Genomic DNA, 22649 nt, shown 5'->3' with positions numbered 1-22649 from the left:
TGAAACAGCTTGGAGGGAAATTCAGTTGTCAGCACAAGAATTGGATCTTCGCGATTATTTCCAGATTATCAGGAAGAGACTGTGGATGATTGTCAGTATCGTCGTCGTGGTTTGTTTATTGGCCGGTATATACAGTCTTTATATTAAGAAGCCCGTATACGAAGCTTCTACCAAGATTATTGTTAATCAGACCCCTACACAGGCTGTAGGCACGCAACTGGACCTGAACCAAATTAATACCAATATTCAGCTGATTAATACGTATAAAGAAATAATTAAGACACCAGCTATACTCGATGTTGTTGCCAAGGATTATCCGCAATTCAATACAACTGCCGAAGAGTTACTGAAGACAGTTAATGTGAGTTCTGTAAATAATACGCAGGTGATGACACTTGTCGTTCGAGATAATTCATATCAAAGAGCCGCGGAAATCGTAAATGCCATTTCACTTGTATTTAAACAGGAAATTCCTTCCTTATTTAGTGTGGAGAATGTATCGATTCTTAATGAGGCCAAAGTTAATCCTCCGGTAAAACCCGGACCGGTAGAACCGAATGTAGTTTTGAATCTAGCTATTGCATTTATTCTTTCCTTGATGATTGGTCTTGGAATAGCCTTCTTGCTGGAGTATATGGACGATACGATCAAAACAGAAGCGGACATCGAGAAGTATCTGGGACTTTCAACTATTGCTATGATCACCAGACTAGGCCAAGAAGAAATAAAGCATACTGAAACTCAGGCTCAGACGTTAAGCAGAAAGGCGGGAGAACTCGATCATGTCACAGCAGCCAAGTAAACAACGCCATCTAATCACCGTGACCAATCCACGTTCGCCGGTATCGGAAGCTTTTCGGACACTGCGGACGAATATCGATTTCTCGTCTGTAGATGAACGGATTCAGGTTATTATGGTCACTTCAACCGGTCCGGAAGAAGGTAAATCAACGGTTACAGCCAACCTGGCTGCAGCTTATGCGCAAGCTGACAAGAAGGTACTATTAATTGATGGTGATCTCCGTAAACCGACAGCCCATAAAACGTTCTCGCTCAGCAACCGTCATGGACTATCTTCGCTGTTGTCACAGCAGTCGTCTCTCAAAGAAGCAATACAAGTATCAGATATTGCTAATCTATCGATTCTTACCTCAGGCCCGATTCCTCCGAATCCTGCCGAAATGATGGCTTCCAACCGGATGAATGCACTATTGCAGGAATTGCGCCAATTGTATGATGTTGTCCTTGTTGATACACCACCTCTGCTTGCAGTAACCGATGCGCAGATTATTGCTTCCAAGAGCGACGGCGTAATTATGGTAGTGAGCTACGGTAAGGTGAAACGGGAAATTGCTGCCAAGGCCAAGAGTAATCTTGACCGCGTGGGAGCCAAAATGTTGGGTGTTGTACTTAACAACGTCAAACGCAAAGCCAGTGAAGGATATTATTATTACTATTACGGGAACTGACGCTCCTAAATAGAATTGGTTATTTTTGGAGGCACTAAAAATGACAGCTAAAACAAGAGTGTTTATGTTGTTTATGATCGACATAGCGATAATCTGGTTCAGCGTTGTGACTTCCTACCTCTTTCGCTTTCAAGGTCATATTCCCGGTGAATACGTATCGCAAATGATAGGGTATGGATTGATTTCCTCCTTTGTTTTCGGAGGGAGTTTGGTCTATTTTGGATTGTACCGCCGGATTTGGCAGTACGCCAGTATCGGTGAGATTATTTCGGTATTCAAAGCCATTGTAGTCGGAGCATTAATCTCCTATGTAGCCTCGCTGATTGTACTCCCTGGACAAGTTCCATTTAGTGTTGAAGTACGCTCGGTGGAGACGATTTTGTTGCTGGTAGGAGGCGTCCGTTTCTGCTGGAGGATGTTCCGCAGCAGCAAGAATCCTGTACAGGATACAGTGGTACATACGCTCATTATCGGGGCAGGAGATTGTGGGATCCTGATTGCCAGAGAATTGACGGGTCCATCGTTTGCGGGGACAAAGCTTGTAGGTTTCATCGATGACAGCAAGGACAAGTACCATATGATGATTATGGGTGTTCCAGTCCTTGGGAACCGCTATGATATCCCGCGTATTGTCAAGGAACGGGATATTCAAGAGATTATCATTGCAATGCCTTCGGTTTCGCGTTCGGAGATATCTGAAATTATTAATCTATCTAAGGCAACTGGTGCCAAGCTGAAGATTATTCCGGCCTTGAATGATTTGATAGCCGGGAAGATATCAGTTAAGAAGCTGCGTGACGTTAGCGTAGAAGATTTGTTGGGGCGCGAACCCATCGTAGCGGATATGAACAGCATCTTGGGCTATGTACACAACAAGACGGTGTTGGTTACTGGAGCTGGTGGTTCTATCGGTTCAGAACTTTGCCGGCAAATATCACCATATGCACCTAGTAAACTACTTATTCTCGGTCACGGTGAGAACAGTATTTACACGATAGAGATGGAGCTTCGCAAGAAATTTCCATACTTGCAGATTGTAACATTGATTGCAGATGTACAAGATCGCACACGAATCATGGATATCTTTAGCGATTATCGTCCGGATGTTGTCTTTCATGCGGCAGCACATAAACACGTTCCCTTAATGGAGCGCAACCCTTCGGAAGCGATTAAAAATAATGTCTTCGGAACACGAAATGTCGCAGATGCGGCAGATAAGTTCGGTGCTGAACGGTTTGTACTGATCTCTTCTGACAAAGCCGTCAATCCGACCAGCGTAATGGGCGCTACTAAGCGAATCGCTGAAATGTATGTGCAGAGTCTGAACACAACAAGTACAACAAAATTCTCTGCTGTGCGTTTTGGTAATGTATTGGGAAGCCGGGGGAGCGTTATACCGGCATTTAAGCAACAGATTTCTGCCGGTGGCCCGGTTACTGTCACCCATCCGGAAATGGTACGTTACTTCATGACGATTCCAGAAGCTGTACAGTTGGTCATTCAGTCAGGTTCCTTCGCTAGAGGTGGAGAAGTCTTCGTTCTTGATATGGGTGAACCGGTGAAGATTCTCACCTTGGCAGAAGATTTAATTACCTTATCCGGGTATGAACCTTACAAAGACATTGATATCGTCTTTAGTGGTATTCGTGAAGGTGAGAAGCTATACGAAGAATTACTGACTGCGGAAGAGAACTTGGGGTCTACCCAAAATGACCGTATATTTATAGGTAAACCAAATGTCATTAGCCAGAATCAGCTTGAACTGGAATTTAAACGTCTGGAACGTGTGTTAACTGAAGAACCTGCGGCGATTAGAGAAGTAATTAATCAGATTGTTCCTATGCAGCCAGTCGCGCAGGCAGCAATAAGTTAATAACGGTTTGGAGGGTTTTGCAATGCAGAGATGGAAGAAGGTCTTGATTTGGGTAGCGTCGATCATTGTGGTTCTTGGTGTAGGAGGCCTGTTTGCAGCTAACTATGCTGTGGACAAGTTAATGAATTCCATGGCTACTAGTTTTGAGGATGAAAGTGTTATAGACGAAACAACTTCGAGCGAAGTTACAGAACCGCCAATGGCCACTGCTGAGAACTCAGAAGAACCATCACAAACTGTCACACCTACAGAAACAACCGGGATCAATAACACAGAGGAGACTGTAACGTCACCTCCAGAAACACCTTCACCAGTTACATCATCACCTACAAAGCAAGTGACTGATAAACCAGCATCTACAACTGCTACTAATTCAGGTGCTGACAATAATAATGCGACAAATAAGCCAACTGGGAACGAAGAAAAGGGGAATACAACCGATGGGTACACCGCCCAGGTCTCCACAGAGAAGGCTAAAGAAATTCAAGAAAATGTAACGGTTAAGGATAAAGCCAATGTGACCTCGATTGTGTTGGGTGAACTAAGTTTATCGGATATTAAACGGCTTCAGGAGCTTGCTAGTGGAGGGTTGACGCTTGATGAGAAACGTGAAGCGCGTCAAATCATATTAGGTAAAGTTTCTGAAGATCAGTATAACGAGCTTTCGCAAATTGCTAAAAAGTATGGAGTTAGTCGTGGTTTATCGCATGATCAAATTGTAGCAGAAGAAGAGGAAATGCAAGCAATTGAAAAGGAACAGGCTCAAGCATCAGGAGAAGGAAGTGAATAGTATGACAAAATTGAAATTACCGGCTACAGCCTTATTATTACTAGCTTTAATTGGAGCTTCGCCATTGACTGCATCAGCTCCAATATCTGCTTCTGCTGCAACTACAGCGGCCCCGGTTGCTAACAACGTAAAAGTTCAAACGATGAATGTTAAGATGATATTTGATGGCGTCAGTATTCAACCGCCTGCCGGACAATACACATTTATTTATAACAGTTCCACATATGTTCCTTTACGTTTTATGTCGTATGCTCTTCAAAAAAGTGTGAGTTGGGATGCGAAAAATATTAGAGCAACTGTTTCTAAGCCCAATAGTTCTGAATTGGTTATAATTAAAGAATATTTAATGAATTTAGGGGACAGTGCATCATCCGGCAATAAGAATATTGTCCTTAATAAAGTGAATGCAAGTTATATTTTTGAAGAAGCATCTAAGAATTTGCCAACTGGACAATCCAGTTTCATAGTGAATGGGACGTTATATGTACCCCTGCGTTTCTTTGCAGAATCAGTCGGCCATTCTATTGGATGGGATCAGAAGACAAAAACTATAACAGCTAAATCTGCTTCCTATCAAGAAACTAATAGTACTAATAGCGGATCAACAAATAATAACACGAGTTCCGGAACTTCAACAACACCATCCAAAGGAAGTAGCGGAGACGGAAGTGCTATAGCTATTCCAACATATGAGCAAATTACCAGCTCAACCGAAGCTAAGCTTACAGCGCTGCAATCTCAAAGTACTTCTACATTAATGGAACTTGCTATACAGTACCTTAGCACGACAGATGAGGCAACTAAGTCAAGTCTTCTTGCACAAGGTAAGAAGCAACTGTCTTCATTTACAGCCAGCTTTAACAGTATAGTTGCTGATGCGGAACAACAACTCACGAAATACGGATATCCAACAGCGATTATTGGCGAATACAGAGCTACATTTGAGGCGGAATTACAAAAAGGCATGGAGATTGCTGAGGGAATGGGGAATTAGTGCCTTTATTTGCACAGTCTCATAAAATAGAGACTGTGCAAATTTATAATGGAATTACATCCCTATAAATTGTACATAAAAGGATCAGGTGAACTCATGAGTTTTTACGCTTATTTTAAACAAATTATTGATTTTCTGTTGGCGCTAATTGGGATATTCCTATTATGGCCTTTTTTCTTACTTATCGCAGTTGTTATTAAGTTTGACTCTAAAGGTCCAATCTTTTTTAAACAAAAAAGGGTAGGGAAAAACAAACGGGAATTTAATATTTTTAAATTTAGAACAATGCGTACAGATACACCTAGTAATACCCCAACTCATCTTCTTAAGGATCCTGATTTTTTTATTACTAAAGTAGGCAAGTTTCTTAGAAAAACAAGTTTGGATGAATTACCTCAGATAATAAATATATTTAAAGGAGAGATGAGTGTTGTAGGTCCTCGACCTGCTTTATGGAACCAAGTAGATCTGATTGAAAAGCGAGATAGATATAGAGTTTATGAAATAAAACCAGGTTTGACTGGATGGGCACAGGTCAATGGACGTGATGAGGTATCGATAGAACGCAAGGCGGAACTTGATGGCTATTACAAAAAAAACTTGAATTTATTACTTGATATTAAGATAGTCTTCCTTACAATTCTCAATGTGTTTACAGCTGATGGAATAAAAGAAGGTCATCAAGGAATGTTGAGAGGAGATTCAGATGGGAACGAAAGTATGTTTAGTTGAGGTGGCTTAAATGAATATATTAATAACTGGTCAAAGTAGTTATATTACGACCAGATTGAAAATATGGTTAGAAAATTACCCTAAACAATATAATGTAGACACTATTTCTTTGAAAACAGATGAATGGAAGTTAGTTGACTTTTCTAAATATGATTCCGTTCTTCATTTTGCAGGTATTGCGCATCAAAAAGAATCAAAAAAAACGAGAGAAGAATACTTTAAGGTGAATAGCAAGCTCACACTTGATGTTGCTGTAAAGGCTAAAGCTTCTAAGGTAACGCATTTTATTTTTATGAGTAGTATGTCAGTCTATGGAGAAGAAGGAACAATTGGGGCCGATACTACATTGAATATTAAAACAAAGTGTAACCCGAATTCATTTTATGGGGAAAGTAAGCTGGATGCTGAAAATGAAATTACAACCTTAAATGACGTAAACTTCTCAGTTTCTATAATTCGTGCACCTATGATATATGGACCTAACTGTCCAGGTAATTATGCAAAATTACGCACATTAGTTTTAAAATTCAAAATATTTCCCTTACTTGAAAATAAGAGAAGTATGATTTATATAGATAATCTAAGCGAATTCATAAGAATTCTTTTGGAAAAGAAAACCAGCGGTGTTTTTTTGCCCCAGAATAATGAATGGGTTTCTACAAAAGAGTTGGTTTTTCTTCTAGCTCATGTACACCAAAACAAGATAATATTCTCACATACTTTAGCCATTATAGTGAAAAAGTTAGACAAGAAAATTAAGGTTTTTAATAAATTATTCGGTAATCTAACGTACGAAAAAGAGAAGTATGATGATGAGTTCAATTATAATGTTGTTGATTTCGAAAATTCAATTATTTTAACTGAAAAGCAATGGGGAGTTAGTAACGGTTAAAGATAAATTGTTTAAGAATGAGGTTAATTCTAAAAGGATGATTTAAATGCTCTTAGTTCTTAAAAAAGTATTTACAAATAGATTTAAGGGGAATAGGCTTTTGATGGGGTCTTTTTCCATGTTATTATCTCAGTTTGTAACAATTGCAAGCAATATGCTTGTTATTACTATACTCGGAAGAAAATTGAATGATGAAATGTTTGGGTTATGGTCAGTGCTGTCTTCTTTTATAGTAATGTTTGCTTCTTTAGATTTCGGATTGGGACAAAGTCTAAGAAATAAGTTAACTTTTTTTTCTGCAACTAAGAATGATTCTAAAGAAGAAGAGAGATACTTTTTTTCAGTGTTTTTTATTTTATGTATAGTGTCTTTTTTAGGGATAATATTAGCTTTTGTACTGGTATCAATCTTTCCATGGCAAAATATTTTTAATATATCTGAAAATTATCTCTTGAAAAACATAAAATTAATAATGTTGGTGGTAATAGGTAATCTCATGTTCAATATTCCTTTTGGGCTACATTCGTCAACATTATTAGCGTATCAAGAGACACATTGGCGAAGTCTTATGGAGACATGCCAATCATTATTATTAGCAATTGTCATAATTATTAGTTTGAGTTTTGAACATATTTCATTCTTATTCCTAGTATCAAGTTACTTCATTACGATGACGTGTATATTGATTATTCGTACAATGGTGTTCGTGAAGTTGCGAGGATGGAAAGTTAGATTAGTTAAATTAAGTCTTGTTATAAGGATTTTTAATGATCTTAAAAAAGTATCTTATAATTTTTGGTTGCAAGGAATATCTTCTGTGTTGATTTTTTCGACTGGTTCTTTAATTATTGGGAAAGTCACAGGTTTGGCAGAGGCAGGGGACTTTAGCATTATTCAAAAGTTATTTGTCTTATTAATATCAGTACAATCTACACTATTAACGCCACTCTGGTCTGCATATACTCAAGCATCCGCGACCGGTAACTTAGTATGGATAAAAAGAACTTTTAAAGTAATCAACATTTTAACATTATTTATTTTTGGTTTTGGTGGTAGTGTTTTTGTGGTTTTCCATAACGTATTTCTGAATTTATGGGTTGGAAAAGAAATACATAACTTGCCCTTGGTTGTGAGTTTATCTATTTGGGCTTTAATTTATGCTTTGATTAATTCAACGAGCGCCCTTCTTAATGGGATGAATCGAATAAAAAGACAATCACTTATGTTTATGGTGGCTGCTATAATTAATCTTCCATTGTGCTTCTATTTAGGGAATTATTATGGAGCATTTGGGGTGTCCTTTGGATCCGTATTGGCAATAACTCCAATATTGATATCAAATATTATAGAGATCAGATATATGATGAAATCAAGTAATAATTCTAAGGGGAATTTCATATGAAATTATCGATTTGCATTCCGACATGGAATAGAGCAGAAAAATTAAAAGAGTGCTTAAATAAGTTCATAAGTCAGATTGTTGAATTAGAAGATGAAGTGGAAATAATTGTTTCAGATAATGCCTCTACGGATAATACTAAAGACATCATGTATGAGCTATGTTCTAAGCATGGATTCATAAAATATTTTTCTAATGAAGTGAATTTGGGGTTTGATGGGAACTTTTTGTCTTTGATTAATTATGCAAATGGAGAGTATATATTTTTTTGTTCAGACGATGACGTTTTATTAGAAGAGGGTCTGAGAAAAATTCTAAACATAATTAAACAAAATGAAGAATTTTCTTTGTTATCCCTCAATTATTACTCTTTCAAAGGAACAAATCCAAAAATAAAATATGTTACCTATAAATCTAGCGGTAAAGATATTTATTTTAATGATCCAAATGAACATATTAAGTTTGTTTCATATAATTTAGGTTTTATTTCTTCAATAGTTATAAATGCCAGAGAGGCAAAGACTATTATAAAAGGAGAGAAAATTAAAGATTCTATTGGGTCTGGCTTTGTACAAATCTCTCTAATGCTTAGTGCTTTGTCAACAGATAAAAGATCTGTTTGGGTTGGTGATTATATAATTGCTCAAAGGACTGACACTGGTGGTTGGTTTCCTTTGAAATATTTTGCTTATGAATTACCTCGTATTTACTTGAGTTTTCAAGATAAGGGATACACTGAGCATGCTGTTAAAAAAGTAATAAATGAAGCTTTGTTGAAACTTGTACTTCCAGGTTTAATTGCATGGAGATGTAATTATGGAGATGAAGAAGTTATCAAAACTAAAAAGTTGATTGTCGATACACACTCGAAAAATCCACTATTTTGGTTTGCAATTTACCCATTCTATATAATACCAAGACCCCTTTTGAAGTTTCCGTTTACTATTATGAGATATTGTAAACGTCGTTTAAAGGGGGTTAACCAAACATGAAGATTCTTTCAATTGTTGTACCAGTAGTAAATATTAATGAAAATTTAAACATATTGTTCGATTCACTTTCAAAATGGAAGGATAGTAGAATTGAAATAGTTATAGTAAACCAAACACAAAAGAAATTAGATCAATCGCTAATTGATTTTATATCCCCAATTAATGTGATCGATTATCTGACTGAACATATCTTTTCAGCTGCGATTGCTAGAAATACTGGTGCCAACATCGCATCAGGTAAATATATATTTTTCATGGATGACGATGCTATTCTTCACTCTAATTATGAAAATTTAACGGAACTTATACAGTTATTAGATGAAGGAACTTTGGATTTAATTGCAGTGCAGAGAGGTGAAATGATTAACGGTTCATACTCTACTCATTGGCCAGGAAATCCTCCGTATTTAGATTTTTATAATTTCCCTAGATATATTATTGAATGGAATTTGATTGTGAAAAAAAGTTTCTTTTTAATTGACCTGGGCGGTTTTCCTGAGGTAGGAGTAGGTTCGAAACATTCTGCATTATCTGGAGAGGCATTTGTTTTAATTGCTAAAGGTATTGAGAAAAAAATGAATTCAAAGCTTCTCGCCTCAATAAAAGTTTCTCATCCGGGTTTATTTGAGAAAGCTAAATCCTTAAAAACCATTTTAGGTTATTCTTACGGAGCTGGTTATGCAGTAAGTATTATTATGAAAAAACAGTCTAAGAAAATTTGGTTTTACTGGATACTAAGAATTGTTATATCCGCTTTTAAAGATTTGTATGAAAAAGATAGAAATATTTTGACTTTGGAAAAAATTAATGAGAAACATTATCGTTTGGCATTGGCAAGATGTAAGATTCAAGGTTTTATAGATGGCGCAAAAAATAAGTATCCTAAAGAACAGTTTTGGTTAAATACACAAGCAGAGAAAGTAAAAAAACTAAAATGATGTTTATAGAGGAATATTACGATGAATGACTTAATGATAATTAATGTTTTGACATTATTACTTTCGACTTTATTAATGATAGGTTCTTATAAGAAAAATAACATGATTGGTATCATCTATTGGGCAGTATTTATTTTTTTAGCAGCTGGACAAGCAATACATATTACTCTATCACTAGAAAAATATGATTACGCAGTTTATCTATATAATGTAATAAGTTTACAAGGTCATAGATTAGCGAGCTATTGCTTATTCACAATTGTATTTATATTGTTTCTCATTGATAAGGCTCATCAAAAAAATGAATTTGCTACGGAAATAGATTATTTATTAGTAAAAGACAATGAAGAGAAGAAAAAAGTTTCTATGAGCCCAATATATTATGGATTATTATTTATGTTACAAGCTGTATTAACTGTTTTAGTAATTAATTTAGTGGGTGGAGTTAGTGCGTGGTTATTATCAGATAGATCTACAGCTTCAGGTACAACTTTTCTTATAATAGGACTGGGTGCTATGACATATCCCTGGCTGATAAAGATTGCCTCGAATTATTATGTGAATTTTTTTGATAGGATCATGTATGTGATTTCAATAATCTTAATACTATCATTCTCAAGAATAATGGCAATTTATCATTTGTTAATGCTTTTGGTCGTTTATGTCTATTCACAAAGAACTAGTAATGGAATACAGTTGAAAAGGTATCGTTTTGTTATTATGTTTTCTGGCTTACTTATTTTTATTATGATGTTTGCTTATGGATCATACAGGCATGTTGTGCCTATGGTTGGCTCTTCAAATATATTAAAAATAATTAATTATATTGTTCAAAATCCTGAATCGACATTGTTTTCTTTGGATCTTAATTATCGAATTTCGATTGAAGCAATGAGTGGATTATCTGGCGTTATGACTGAAATAATTAACTCAGGAAAACTTAGAGCTGATTTTGGTATCTCACTTCTTGAAGGTCTGGTACAACTTATACCGAGCTATTTCAGGAAAAATTTAGGTGATATACCCGCTGAAATACAATCATTTTATTGGTATCCAAATAGTATTGTTAGCGGAGGTCTGGAAGGCATATTTGTGCATTTCTCATTCTTAGGGTTATTCATATACCCGTTTATATTTTTTGCTTTTTCGAATGGCATTGACAAGAAACTAAAAGATATAAGAAGTGCTTTTGATAATAAAAATGCGAATAAAAGGATATTGCTGCTTGCTATATACTCAGCTTATGGTTTGCAATTAATCAGAGGATCAATATCTTTAATGATCTTTACAACGATAAGTGAAATTGTTGTAATGCTCCTTTCAGTTAAATTATTTAGTTTTTTTATGCGAAAAAAAATATGAAGAAGTTTTATTTATTAGCTTCAGAAGGAGTATAATTATTTTATGAATATTGGTATAGATGCGCGTTTTGCTATCCATAACCGTCGCGGTATTGGGAATTATACTTTAAATTTATTATGTCATCTGGCCGAACTAGATAAAGAAAACTTGTATTTTCTTTATATAGATAAAGAAGATGAGGAAAATGTACTGCCAACACAGCCGAATTTTATTATTAGAAATTTGATGCAAAGAAATTACTTTTTATGGGAACAACTTTATTTCCCTATTGCTGCTAAGAAAGATAAAGTTGATATAATTCATTGTACGGGAAATACTTCTCCGATAACGCATATACTACCGAAAAAAACAAAAATTATTACTACGTTACATGACGTAATGTTCCTTAAGGGGAAATCTGTAATACCAACACCAAATTCCAGATACCAAAAAATGGGGAGGATCTATAGAAAATTTGTCGTTAATAGAATGATGAAATATGTAGAATTAATTATTACTGTGTCTACATTTTCTAAAAATGACATCCTAAGGCATTTTCCATGGTATGATAACAAAAAAATACAAGTAATTTATGAAGCTGCAAACGATTGTTTTAAAGATGATGTTAGATTAGATGAATTTTCGGATATACCAAATAAAATGAATGGGGATAACTACATACTAACTTTAGGTGCAGACGATCATCGGAAAAATACTAGATTAGTAATTGAGAAATATATTGAGGCTATAAAAGATGGCCGTATAGATTGTAATTTGGTGATTGTGGGGATGCCGAATTGGAGAAATTCCGAAATGTATTCCATTGTAGAAAAAACGGAATTTGCAAATAAAATTATTTTTATGGATTTCATCAACGAAACAGAATTGGTTTATTTGTATAAAAATGCAACTATGTTCCTGTATCCTTCTTTATATGAAGGTTTTGGAATACCGCCGCTAGAGTCAATGGCTTGCGGAACACCTGTAATTACTTCTAACACCACCTCTATACCGGAAATTGTAGAAGATGCAGCACTTACTATTAACCCAAGTAGTGGAGAAGAATTGAAGCAAGGGATTATTGAATTGTTTAATAATGAAATGTTAAGAAAAGAGCTCAGTGTAAAAGGTTTACAAAGAGTTCAAAAGTTTTCATGGAGGAATATGGCCTTTAATACATTAGAAGTTTATAAATCTTTAATGGAAAAATAGGGAGATAGACAGTTGAAAATTCTATATGTTACTTTAAGATTACCGTACCCAACATTAAAAGGTGATCAGAATATTGTTTTCAATCGCTTAAAAACATTAAGTAAAAAACATGAAATAGTATTACTCTCACTTTATCAAAAAGAGGAGGATTTAATAGGCGTTGAAGTTTTAGAAAAGTACTGTTGTGAAGTTCATACTGTAAAATTGTCTAAATGGCGTTCACTAATGAATACTATTAAAGGTTATTATAAAAAATTTCCCTTACAAGTTGTTTATTATAAGTCTGGAGAATTTCAAAAAAAAGTTGATTCTCTTATTGAAAAACATGAATTTGATATTGTGAATGGTTTTTTATTGCGGACTGCTCCCTATTTTTTGAATATCAAAGGTATAAAGATATTGGATTTGATAGATTCTATGCAATTGAATCTAGAAAGAAGTATTTTGAAAGAAGCCCCACCAAAATCATGGATATTAAAAAACGAGTTAAAAAGAATTATTAAGTATGAAAGACAGATTGGTAAGTCTTTTGATCATATGTTATTGGTTTCTGATAAAGACAAAGTGTATTTTGATGACAGCAATGTTAGTGTAATACCTTTAGGTGTGGATACAAATTCATTTAAACCAGTGAACAGAGAAAATAGAAAAAATAAAATTATTTTTACAGGTAATATGAGTTATGCTCCAAATGTACATGCAGTTAAATGGTTTGCTGATAACTGTTTTCCTGAAATTAATAAAGCTGAACCCGATGTAGAATTTGTTATTGCAGGAGTAAGTCCATCGAAAGAAGTATTGAATCTAGGAAAAAGACCAGGAATAAAGGTAATGGGTTTTGTAGAATCCTTGCCTGAAATTTTAAATGATGCAATTGTCTCTATTGCACCAATGCAATCTGGTTCAGGGATGCAAAATAAAATTTTAGAGGCTATGGCTTGTGGTTTAACTGTTATAACTACTAGTTTAGGTGTTGGAAGCATTGATGTCTCAATTGGAAAAGATATATTAATTGCAGATAATGCAGAAGAATTCGTTTCTCTAGTATTGAAGGTGTTAAATAACTCCGAAATGAGAAACGAAATAGGGCGAAATGCCAGAGAATTTGTCATGAAAAATCATAGTTGGGAGCATATAGGATGTGTAGTAGATGAGTTATACGAAAAACTAATGATTCAAGCTGATTTGTAGTAGTCAACTCTAGGAACAGACAACCCAAAATCATCAAGATTGTTTACCCAACTTAAGAATATATTAAAACTTGTTGTTCTTGAGTTAAATCACTCTACCTCGCGAATTGATTTTGTTGTGAATAATATTTCCTAAATTAAAAGGGGTGCAAAGATGTTAAAGCCTGGTGCTATTGTAATCTTTAAAAAAACAAAAGAGTATGGAGTTGTATCTTCTGAGTTGACATCAACTCAATTTGAGATTTTTATTCTTACTAATGAGTTTTTGGTGAGCCATTCAGACAAATATGTTATTGATTTAAATCATCCGAAGTTTATTACTCCACTATATTTAGATGTACGTATGAAGACGATAACTTGTAACGAAGATGTTGATTTTTTCTCTGAAATTAATAAAACTGATCTAGAGAAGATTTTTAGACTTGATATTTTGGCTAAAGTTGAAGGATATTATGAGGAATTTCATGTTGATAAGAATAAAAAATTTGATCCGGATAAATCTGCCGTATCTTACGGCGGCCGCGTTTACGACGAGAAAGAGATGCGGAGTCTTGTTGATTCCTCCCTGGATTTTTGGCTGACTGCAGGTCGTTACAATAAACAATTCGAAAAAGAGTACGCAGAATTTCTGGGAGTGCGTTATGCATTGCTGACTAACTCTGGATCTTCAGCTAACCTTTTGGCCTTTTCAGCACTAACATCCCCTAAGCTGAAGGACCGTCAAATTAAACCAGGAGATGAAGTTATTACTGTTGCGGCTGGGTTCCCTACAACGGTAACGCCTATTGTTCAGAACGGTGCTGTTCCTGTCTTTATTGACGTTGAACTTGGGACATATAATATAATTGTAGACCGTATAGAGGAAGCCATTACACCTAAGACAAGGGCTATAATGGTAGCTCATACTATGGGAAATCCTTTTGAATTGGATAAAGTTATGCAAATCGCTGCGAAATATAATTTATGGGTAATTGAAGATAACTGTGATGCTCTTGGTTCAAAGTTTGACGGCAAGTTGACTGGAACTCATGGCCATATAGGTACATCTAGCTTCTATCCTCCTCACCACATGACTATGGGTGAAGGAGGGGCTGTATATACTAACAATGCCTTACTTAAATCAATAATTGAATCTTTCAGAGATTGGGGCAGAGATTGCTGGTGTCCATCGGGCTGTGATAATACATGTAACAGACGCTTTGGATGGGAATTGGGTTCCCTACCATATGGATATGATCACAAATACACGTATTCCCATATTGGATACAATCTACGTGTCACTGAAATGCAAGCTGCAATTGGGGTGGAACAACTTAAAAAAGTACCTATGTTCACTCAGGCGCGTAAAGATAACTTTAAACGCCTGTACGAGGGCTTGAAGGATCTGGGGGATCACTTCATTCTCCCCAGAGCTACAGAAAATTCGGATCCAAGCTGGTTCGGCTTTATGCTAACTGTACAAGATAATGCTAAATTTACTAAGAATGAGATCGTAGAGTATTTAGAAGCTAACCGTATTCAAACCCGGATGTTATTCGCTGGTAATCTGACGCGTCAACCTGCTTTTGTAGGTGTGAACTATCGCATTAGTGGTGACTTGAAAAATACGGATAAAATTATGCATGATACGTTCCTGGTTGGCGTTTACCCTGGTATGACCCATGAAAAAATCGACTATGTAATAAGTAAGATTAGAAGTTTTGTGCTATCAAAAAATTAATTTTGGAGGCAATCCTATGAAGGTAGTTATACTTGCAGGTGGTTATGGAACGCGAATCAGTGAAGAATCCCATCTTAGACCAAAACCGATGATTGAAATTGGGCAAAAACCTATTTTGTGGCATATTATGAAATTATATTCTCACCACGGATTTAACGATTTTGTTATTTGTCTAGGATACAAAGGTTTTTACATTAAAGAATATTTTGCACATTATTTCTTACATGAATCGGATGTTACTTTTGATTTTACCAGTGAAAATCAGTTAGTGACTCACACACATACAGCAGAACCTTGGAAGGTTACTTTAGTAAATACAGGTGTTGATACGATGACCGGTGGAAGAGTAAAACGTGTCCAAAAATACGTGGGAGACGAACCATTTATGCTCACCTATGGTGATGGTGTGTCAGATGTGAATATATCTGAGTTAGTCAAGCAACATGAATTGCACGGACGATTGGCAACAGTGACTACTGTACAACCGAGTGGCCGTTTTGGGGCGTTGGATATCACAGCAAATAATGAAGTCAGAGGTTTTCAGGAGAAGCCCAAGGGGGATGGTTCTTGGATTAATGCCGGTTTTTTTGTACTGCAACCTGAAGTTTTTAATTATATTGCGGATGAAGATAGTACGGTTTTTGAGAAAGAACCTTTAGAGCGCTTAGCCAGTGACGGTGAACTTGTTGGGTACAGACACGAGGGTTTTTGGCAACCGATGGATACTTTGAGAGATAGAAACTATCTTGAAGAACTTTGGAAGTCGGGGGTTGCTCCGTGGAAAACATGGAATATGGAGTCGGTGAATATATAATGGCAGATAAGGAATTTTGGAATAACAAGAAGGTATTTATAACTGGTCATACGGGATTTAAAGGCTCCTGGCTCTGCTTATGGCTTACATCTATGGGGGCTGAAGTTTCAGGTTATTCCCTAGCTCCTAATACGAATCCAAGTTTGTATGAGCTTTGTAACATTGATGGTTTAATCAAAGAAAGTGTAATCGGAGATATAAAAGATGGTGAAAGATTGAAGCGGGCGCTTCAGTCCTCTCAAGCTGAAATTGTCTTTCATTTAGCTGCTCAACCTTTAGTAAGGGAATCTTATAATATTCCAGCAGAAACCTATGCTACAAATGTTATGGGAACTGTGAATATTCTAGAGGCTGTTCGAGTTTGCGATACTGTCAGTACTGTTATTAACGTGACAACGGATAAATGCTATGAGAATAAAGAATGGGTTTGGGGATATCGAGAAACAGAACCCTTGGGAGGACATGATCCATATTCGAGCAGTAAAGCTTGCTCAGAGCTTGTTACAAGTGCTTATAGAAATTCTTTTTTTAACACCATGCCTAGTGGCAGAAAAGTATCGCTGGCGTCAGCCAGAGCAGGGAATGTAATAGGTGGCGGCGACTGGGCGGTCGATCGTTTGATTCCTGATTGTATAAAATCGCTATTGAATAATGAGTCAATTAAAATAAGAAATCCCTTTTCAATTAGACCTTGGCAGCATGTTCTGGAGCCTTTAAGCGGTTATTTGCTATTGGCAGAGAAATTATACCATCAGGGTGAAAACTATGCTGAGGCATGGAACTTTGGCCCGCAAGATAGTGATGCTAAAACAGTGGAATGGATTGTAAAAAATATATGTGCGAAGTGGGGAGCTACTGCAAATTATGTAGTTGATCAAAATCCTCAAGTGCACGAAGCTAAGTACTTGAAATTGGATTGTTCCAAAGCTGTATCCGAATTGGGATGGAGCGCCCGTTGGAATTTGGAGACGGCATTAAACAAAATCGTTGAGTGGAACAAAGAGTATGAACAAGAGAGTAACTTACTTGAAGTTTGTTATCGTCAAATCGAAGAATATTCTTTGGCAGGCAGTGAATGATAAGTATTTACTATAATAAATGAGGCAGGTAGAAAGATGAAGGTTCTCGTTACCGGAGCGACAGGTTTTGTGGGTTCAAATCTAGTTAGGGGAATTCTTAATAATACAGATTATGAAGTGAATATTACAGCGAGAATAAATTCCGATTTTTGGCGCGTTGAAGATTTACTGGGACGAATAAACGTTCATTATGATGATTTGAGCAAGCAAAATGAAGTGGCTGAATTAATCCAAAAGATACAGCCTGATGTAATTTATCATGTTGCAACTTATGGTGGGTTTCCAGGTCAATTGGATACTCAGCAAACCATCAATACTAATTTGACTGCCACCATCAACCTTATTGACGAAGCTACAAAAAATAATGTAGAACAATTTATTAATACGGGCAGTTCATCGGAATATGGAATCAAAAATCAACCGATGAAAGAAACAGATCTTTGTGAACCGGTAAACCTGTATGGAATTACGAAGTTGGCAGCTACAAATTATTGCAAAATGGTTAGTCAGACTAGTGAAATGAAAATTTGTACGCTTCGCTTGTTTTCGCCATATGGAATGTTTGAGGATCCATCAAGATTGTTTCCCAGTATTATGAATGCTCTTGAGAATAACGAGAGTGCGAGACTTTCGCGTCCTTCCTCGGTAAGGGATTTTTTACCTATTGAGGACGTTGTGAATGTCTATCTGAAGTTAATTAAACTGAATTATAATTCAGGTGAAATCATAAATGTAGGTTCAGGAAAACAGCAAACGATTGAAGAGTTTTATTGGTATCTGGCTGAGAAATGCGGTAAAACTAATATCCAGCCAACTTGGAGTGCCGCACCTCCAAGGTTATATGAGCCTAAAGTTTGGGAAGCCGATGTTACCAGATTGCGGGAATTAATGTGCGGAAACTTATAGCCTAGGAGATTATAATGATCACAAATAATATAAGAAAATCAATATTGCATATGGTTCATTACTCCAAGTCTTCTCATGTGGGAACTTGTTTGTCAATTGTGGACATTTTATATGTATTATATTTTGAAAAGCTTAATATCGATCCTCAGCAGCCGTTAATGAGTAATCGGGATAAGTTCATTTTGAGCAAAGGGCACGGAGGCGCAGCACTATATGCAACTCTTGCGGAAAGAGGTTTCTTTTCTAAAGGATATTTGAATCAGTATTATGTGAACAACGGAATACTTCCTGGACATTTGGATATGGAAGCAGTTCCGGGGATAGAGACCTCAGCAGGTTCACTAGGTCACGGGTTATCCATTGGGGTCGGAATGGCTGTTGCAAATCGACAAAGTGGAGATTCTGGTGAGATTTTTGTACTGCTTGGAGATGGAGAGTGTAACGAGGGCTCAGTGTGGGAGGCGGTTATGCTTGCATCCACATTACAGTTAGCAAATCTAACTGTGATCATTGACTATAATAAATTGCAAAGTTTTGGTTGGACAAATGAAGTGATTGACCAGTCCAACATGGCAGACCGCTGGCGTTCCTTTGGATGGGAGACTTATGAAGTAGACGGCCATAATCTTGACGAAATTAGAGATGTCTTTAATATTAAGCAGACAAAACCTAAGGCTGTAATTGCACATAGCATTAAAGGAAAAGGCGTTTCTTTTATGGAAAACAAATTAGAGTGGCATTATAAGTCGCCAAATGACGATGAACTTAGAATAGCCTATGATGAATTAGGTGGAATATTATGAGAGATACTTTTATAGCAGAATTGGTTCGACAGGCCGAGTTGGACGAAAGAATTTTTTTGATCACTCCAGATATTGGTTTCTCTGTTTTGGAAAAATTTAAAGACCGTTTTCCTGACAGATTTTTAAATGTTGGAATTGCCGAACAGAATGCTGTTGGGGTAGCAGCTGGATTGGCGTTGTCGGGTAAAATTGTATATGTATACAGTATAGTTCCTTTTGTAACTATGCGATGTTTTGAACAGGTTCGGGTAGATTTAGCTTATATGAATACTAATGTTAGAATGGTAGGGGTTGGAGCAGGGTTTTCATACGGTCCAGCTGGAGCAACTCACCATTCTATAGAAGATATTGCGATAATGAGATGTCTGCCTAATATGACGGTATGCTGCCCCGGTGATCCTATAGAGGTGAAATCCATAATTAGCCAAAGTGTCAGTCATGAGGGGCCGATGTATATTCGCCTTGGTAAAAACAGAGAGCCGGAAATTCACTCACAGGATGCCGCGTTAACAATAGGAAGGGCTGCTAAAGTTGTAGAGGGAAGAGATGTATGTATCTTTACTACTAGTAACATGCTTGAATTAGGCTATAAATGGACACAGGAATTAGCAACGCGGGGAGTATCTAGTTCCTTAATTAGTATGCATACGATGAAGCCTTTTGATTCCCAATCAGTACTGGAAATGATTAAGCTAGGGATACCTATTGTTACGTTAGAAGAACACAATGTAATCGGTGGTTTAGCATCTGCAGTTTCTGAAGTGATTGCTGAAAGCGGAATGAGTGTGAAATTTAAAAAAATTGGAATACCCGATGTGTTTTCTCATGTAGTAGGAGACCATGAATTTGTAAGAAACAAAATTATCTTGAATGGCGATAAAATTCAAGAACTGATGGATTGGTTATAGCATAACTTTTCTCTAGATAATATTATTTTTGTTTAAGAGATAATCAATTATGGACTATAAAATTATAAATATTCGATATTAATTTTATTAAGGGGAACTATAAATGGAATTGGTTTTATTATCTGGGGGATCTGGTAAAAGACTCTGGCCATTATCTAACGATTCTAGATCAAAACAGTTTTTAAAAGTTTTGGAAAATGAAAATGGTTTGGAATCTATGGTTCAAAGAGTTTGGAGACAGTTAGAACAGTTGGGGCTAAGTGATTCAACAGTAATAACAACTGGTAAGTCACAGGTAGAAATGATTCAAAATCAATTAGGCAGTCATGTGCCGTTAATTATCGAACCCGAACGCCGTGATACATTTCCAGCTATTGCTTTGGCAGCTACATATCTCTACTCTGTGGAACATGCTAGCCTTAACGAAGTAGTAGGGGTTCTACCAGTGGATCCATACGTTGATATTAGTTTTTTTAAAAGATTAAAAGATTTAGAGAATGTAATAAATATTTCTTGTGCTGACCTTGCATTAATGGGGGTAAGTCCAACATATCCTTCAGAAAAGTATGGTTATATAGTCCCGGTTTCCAATGAGGAGTCTAATACCTATATTAAGGTTAGTCATTTTAAAGAGAAGCCATCCGAATCAGAAGCCAGGGCTTTGATTGAACAAAGTGCTTTATGGAATTGCGGAGTTTTTGCTTTTAAACTTGAATATATTATTTCTCTACTAAAAAATATGAGTTTACCTATTCAATATGAAGAACTATTAGATCAATATCAATTATTAGAAAAGATTAGCTTTGACTATGCAGTAGTGGAGAAAACGAAAAATATTATAGCAATACCATATAACGGAAGTTGGAAAGACCTTGGGACATGGAATACCTTAACAGAAGAAATGGGTACTAATCAAATTGGAAAAGGTATATTAAGTGATGATTCAATTAATACACACTTAGTGAATGAATTGGATATCCAAGTAACAGTATTAGGAATTAAGGATGCAATTATTGCAGTAAGTCCTGATGGGATATTAGTGTCTGATAAAGCGGAAAGCCCAAAAATAAAAGAAGTACTAAAAGGATTTGAGCAACGTCCTATGTATGAAGAACGGCGTTGGGGATGGTATAAAGTACTGGATCATACCAAGTTTACCGAAGGAAATGAAGTTATAACAAAGAGAATTTGTGTTAAAGCTGGTTGCAATTTAAGTTATCAACTACATCATGCTAGATGTGAAGTATGGACAATTATTAGTGGAGAGGGTGAATTTGTCATAAATGATGTAATTCGCCGAGTAAAAGTTGGAGATGTTTTGCATATCCCACTAGAAACAAAGCATGGAATTAAAGCGTCTACAGATTTAGAATTTATTGAGGTACAAACAGGATCCGATCTAGTTGAAGAAGATATTCAGCGAATATATATGACTTGGGAAGAAGTAGAGAAGCATTGTGAATCATTAGTATTAAAGTCTATGAATTAATGAGTGGCAACTAGGTAGATAGTTTATATGGTGGGGTAAGACAAGAACAAACGCAAAGCAATTACTCTACGTTAGCAAAATAAGATTAAGGTTGTCTGTAAATGTGTTAGTAAGTCCTGTATCCAAGACCCCCAATATATCTCCCCAATCCCTACACTACCGGCACCCACACCTGGCCGATTCAGCCAGGCGAGGGTGCCGTTTTTTTGTTTTCCCATTTCAACATTCTATGGGTAATTCCTAACTCCTAGGGGTAATAAATCCCATAACCCACTTAACTTACGTGAGGAGTGATGGATGTGAGAACGTTTGGGCGTGGTATGTTGTATTCGATTATTGCGGTAGCGGTTCTTTTGGTCATTTCTTTCGTGATTGGGGAGACGATTTATTTGCCGTGGTATATTTTCATTCCGCTGCTAATTCTCATTTGGGGGCTGGCGTTCTATCAGTCGAGCAGAGAAAGGGCGAGGGAAGGGAACCAATAGAGGGGTCCAGGCTGAACTGCGTTTTATAGTGCCTGATATTACACTAAACGACAAATAAAATGGATGTCCCGGTTTATAATAAGAATATATATCCATTAATATATTCCACAATTACTTGCCTCTACCGCAGCGTAGAGGTTTTTTTCGGGAGCGTGTCTATGCTTAAGAAATCTTTTACCCTTATCTGTATCGCCTTCTTATTCCTCCTGCTGGCTGGGTGCTCGAAGTCCCAGATGTTACCGGAGGAGCCAATACAGCCAGAGATTTCGGTGCAGCGGCAAACGATTGATTATCTGGGCGGCAGTTCTTGCTGGTTTGGGACGAAGACGGAGGGAATCTGCACAGATCCGGTTCATCCGGATGTGTTCTATGGCATGGTGCAGGAGCAGGCGGTGTCTGCAGCACCGGGTGATGTTCTTCGGATTAAGTTTCCCATGCAGCCGGATGAGTTCCGGTTAGCGGTTATAGGGGTGGATGGGGTGCAGGAATCTATTAGTGAACCAGATCAATATCGTTATAATCTTCCCGAGGAACCGGGATATTACCGGTATGTCCTGGAGGCGGTTTGGGAGGAGCGGAATTCGGCGTCCTATTATTTCGGGATTGAAGTCGGGGAGTGAGCG

Annotated in this window: 21 protein-coding genes; all 21 read left to right on the top strand. The window is 36.7% G+C overall.

What is annotated here, in order from left to right; all coding sequences use genetic code 11:
• The first annotated feature begins 25 nt into the window (after positions 1 to 25).
• The gene (locus F1381_RS19665; RefSeq protein ID WP_151736557.1) at positions 26 to 802 is read left to right on the top strand and encodes a YveK family protein; all 777 of its coding nucleotides are present in this window, start codon (positions 26 to 28) and stop codon (positions 800 to 802) included.
• On the top strand, positions 783 to 1469 hold the full coding sequence (locus F1381_RS19660) for a CpsD/CapB family tyrosine-protein kinase (RefSeq protein ID WP_151736556.1): 687 nt from the start codon (positions 783 to 785) through the stop codon (positions 1467 to 1469). Before F1381_RS19665 ends, F1381_RS19660 begins: the two co-directional genes overlap by 20 nt.
• A gap of 40 nt (positions 1470 to 1509) precedes the next feature.
• Positions 1510 to 3342, top strand: a complete 1833-nt coding sequence (locus F1381_RS19655) for a polysaccharide biosynthesis protein (RefSeq protein WP_151736555.1) — start codon at positions 1510 to 1512, stop codon at positions 3340 to 3342.
• Between the two features lie 22 nt (positions 3343 to 3364).
• Complete coding sequence (locus F1381_RS19650; protein WP_151736554.1) at positions 3365 to 4132, top strand: hypothetical protein; 768 nt, start codon at positions 3365 to 3367, stop codon at positions 4130 to 4132.
• A gap of 1 nt (position 4133) precedes the next feature.
• Complete coding sequence (locus F1381_RS19645) at positions 4134 to 5126, top strand: stalk domain-containing protein (protein WP_151736553.1); 993 nt, start codon at positions 4134 to 4136, stop codon at positions 5124 to 5126.
• A 96-nt stretch (positions 5127 to 5222) separates the two neighbouring features.
• On the top strand, positions 5223 to 5858 hold the full coding sequence (locus tag F1381_RS19640) for a sugar transferase (RefSeq protein WP_151736552.1): 636 nt from the start codon (positions 5223 to 5225) through the stop codon (positions 5856 to 5858).
• Between the two features lie 10 nt (positions 5859 to 5868).
• A complete protein-coding gene (locus tag F1381_RS19635; protein ID WP_151736551.1) occupies positions 5869 to 6750 on the top strand; it encodes an NAD-dependent epimerase/dehydratase family protein in 882 nt (293 codons plus the stop codon).
• Between the two features lie 46 nt (positions 6751 to 6796).
• Positions 6797 to 8152, top strand: coding sequence for a lipopolysaccharide biosynthesis protein (locus tag F1381_RS19630; protein WP_151736550.1), 1356 nt, complete (start codon positions 6797 to 6799; stop codon positions 8150 to 8152).
• A complete protein-coding gene (locus F1381_RS19625; protein ID WP_151736549.1) occupies positions 8149 to 9141 on the top strand; it encodes a glycosyltransferase family 2 protein in 993 nt (330 codons plus the stop codon). The genes F1381_RS19630 and F1381_RS19625 overlap by 4 nt, the downstream gene beginning before the upstream one ends.
• Positions 9138 to 10079 (top strand): glycosyltransferase family 2 protein, encoded by a 942-nt coding sequence (locus F1381_RS19620; RefSeq protein WP_151736548.1) that lies wholly within the window; start codon positions 9138 to 9140, stop codon positions 10077 to 10079. Before F1381_RS19625 ends, F1381_RS19620 begins: the two co-directional genes overlap by 4 nt.
• 48 nt (positions 10080 to 10127) lie before the next feature.
• On the top strand, positions 10128 to 11441 hold the full coding sequence (locus tag F1381_RS19615; protein ID WP_187355464.1) for a hypothetical protein: 1314 nt from the start codon (positions 10128 to 10130) through the stop codon (positions 11439 to 11441).
• Between the two features lie 42 nt (positions 11442 to 11483).
• Complete coding sequence (locus F1381_RS19610; RefSeq protein WP_151736546.1) at positions 11484 to 12632, top strand: glycosyltransferase family 4 protein; 1149 nt, start codon at positions 11484 to 11486, stop codon at positions 12630 to 12632.
• Between the two features lie 12 nt (positions 12633 to 12644).
• Positions 12645 to 13823: a glycosyltransferase gene (locus tag F1381_RS19605; RefSeq protein ID WP_151736545.1), complete on the top strand. Its 1179-nt coding sequence runs from the start codon at positions 12645 to 12647 to the stop codon at positions 13821 to 13823.
• Between the two features lie 153 nt (positions 13824 to 13976).
• Positions 13977 to 15542, top strand: a complete 1566-nt coding sequence (gene rfbH / locus F1381_RS19600; RefSeq protein ID WP_151736544.1) for a lipopolysaccharide biosynthesis protein RfbH — start codon at positions 13977 to 13979, stop codon at positions 15540 to 15542.
• A 16-nt stretch (positions 15543 to 15558) separates the two neighbouring features.
• Entirely contained in the window at positions 15559 to 16356 is a 798-nt protein-coding gene (gene rfbF, locus F1381_RS19595) for a glucose-1-phosphate cytidylyltransferase (protein WP_151736543.1), read from the top strand.
• The gene (gene rfbG / locus F1381_RS19590; protein ID WP_246188122.1) at positions 16329 to 17435 is read left to right on the top strand and encodes a CDP-glucose 4,6-dehydratase; all 1107 of its coding nucleotides are present in this window, start codon (positions 16329 to 16331) and stop codon (positions 17433 to 17435) included. The genes rfbF and rfbG overlap by 28 nt, the downstream gene beginning before the upstream one ends.
• 36 nt (positions 17436 to 17471) lie before the next feature.
• A complete protein-coding gene (locus F1381_RS19585) occupies positions 17472 to 18341 on the top strand; it encodes an NAD-dependent epimerase/dehydratase family protein (RefSeq protein WP_151736542.1) in 870 nt (289 codons plus the stop codon).
• A gap of 14 nt (positions 18342 to 18355) precedes the next feature.
• Complete coding sequence (locus tag F1381_RS19580; protein ID WP_151736541.1) at positions 18356 to 19144, top strand: transketolase; 789 nt, start codon at positions 18356 to 18358, stop codon at positions 19142 to 19144.
• A complete protein-coding gene (locus F1381_RS19575) occupies positions 19141 to 20052 on the top strand; it encodes a transketolase family protein (RefSeq protein ID WP_151736540.1) in 912 nt (303 codons plus the stop codon). Before F1381_RS19580 ends, F1381_RS19575 begins: the two co-directional genes overlap by 4 nt.
• A 103-nt stretch (positions 20053 to 20155) precedes the next feature.
• Complete coding sequence (locus F1381_RS19570; RefSeq protein WP_151736539.1) at positions 20156 to 21541, top strand: sugar phosphate nucleotidyltransferase; 1386 nt, start codon at positions 20156 to 20158, stop codon at positions 21539 to 21541.
• 718 nt (positions 21542 to 22259) lie between these two features.
• Positions 22260 to 22646, top strand: a complete 387-nt coding sequence (locus tag F1381_RS19560) for a hypothetical protein (protein WP_187355463.1) — start codon at positions 22260 to 22262, stop codon at positions 22644 to 22646.
• Positions 22647 to 22649: the final 3 nt, after the last annotated feature.

Origin of the sequence: Paenibacillus tengchongensis (assembly GCF_008973665.1) — a bacterium.
In the GTDB taxonomy this organism is placed as follows: Bacteria; Bacillota; Bacilli; order Paenibacillales; family Paenibacillaceae; genus Paenibacillus_AQ; species Paenibacillus_AQ tengchongensis.
Note: the sequence above shows the minus strand (reverse complement) of the source record. Positions and strands in the feature narration are given on the sequence as shown.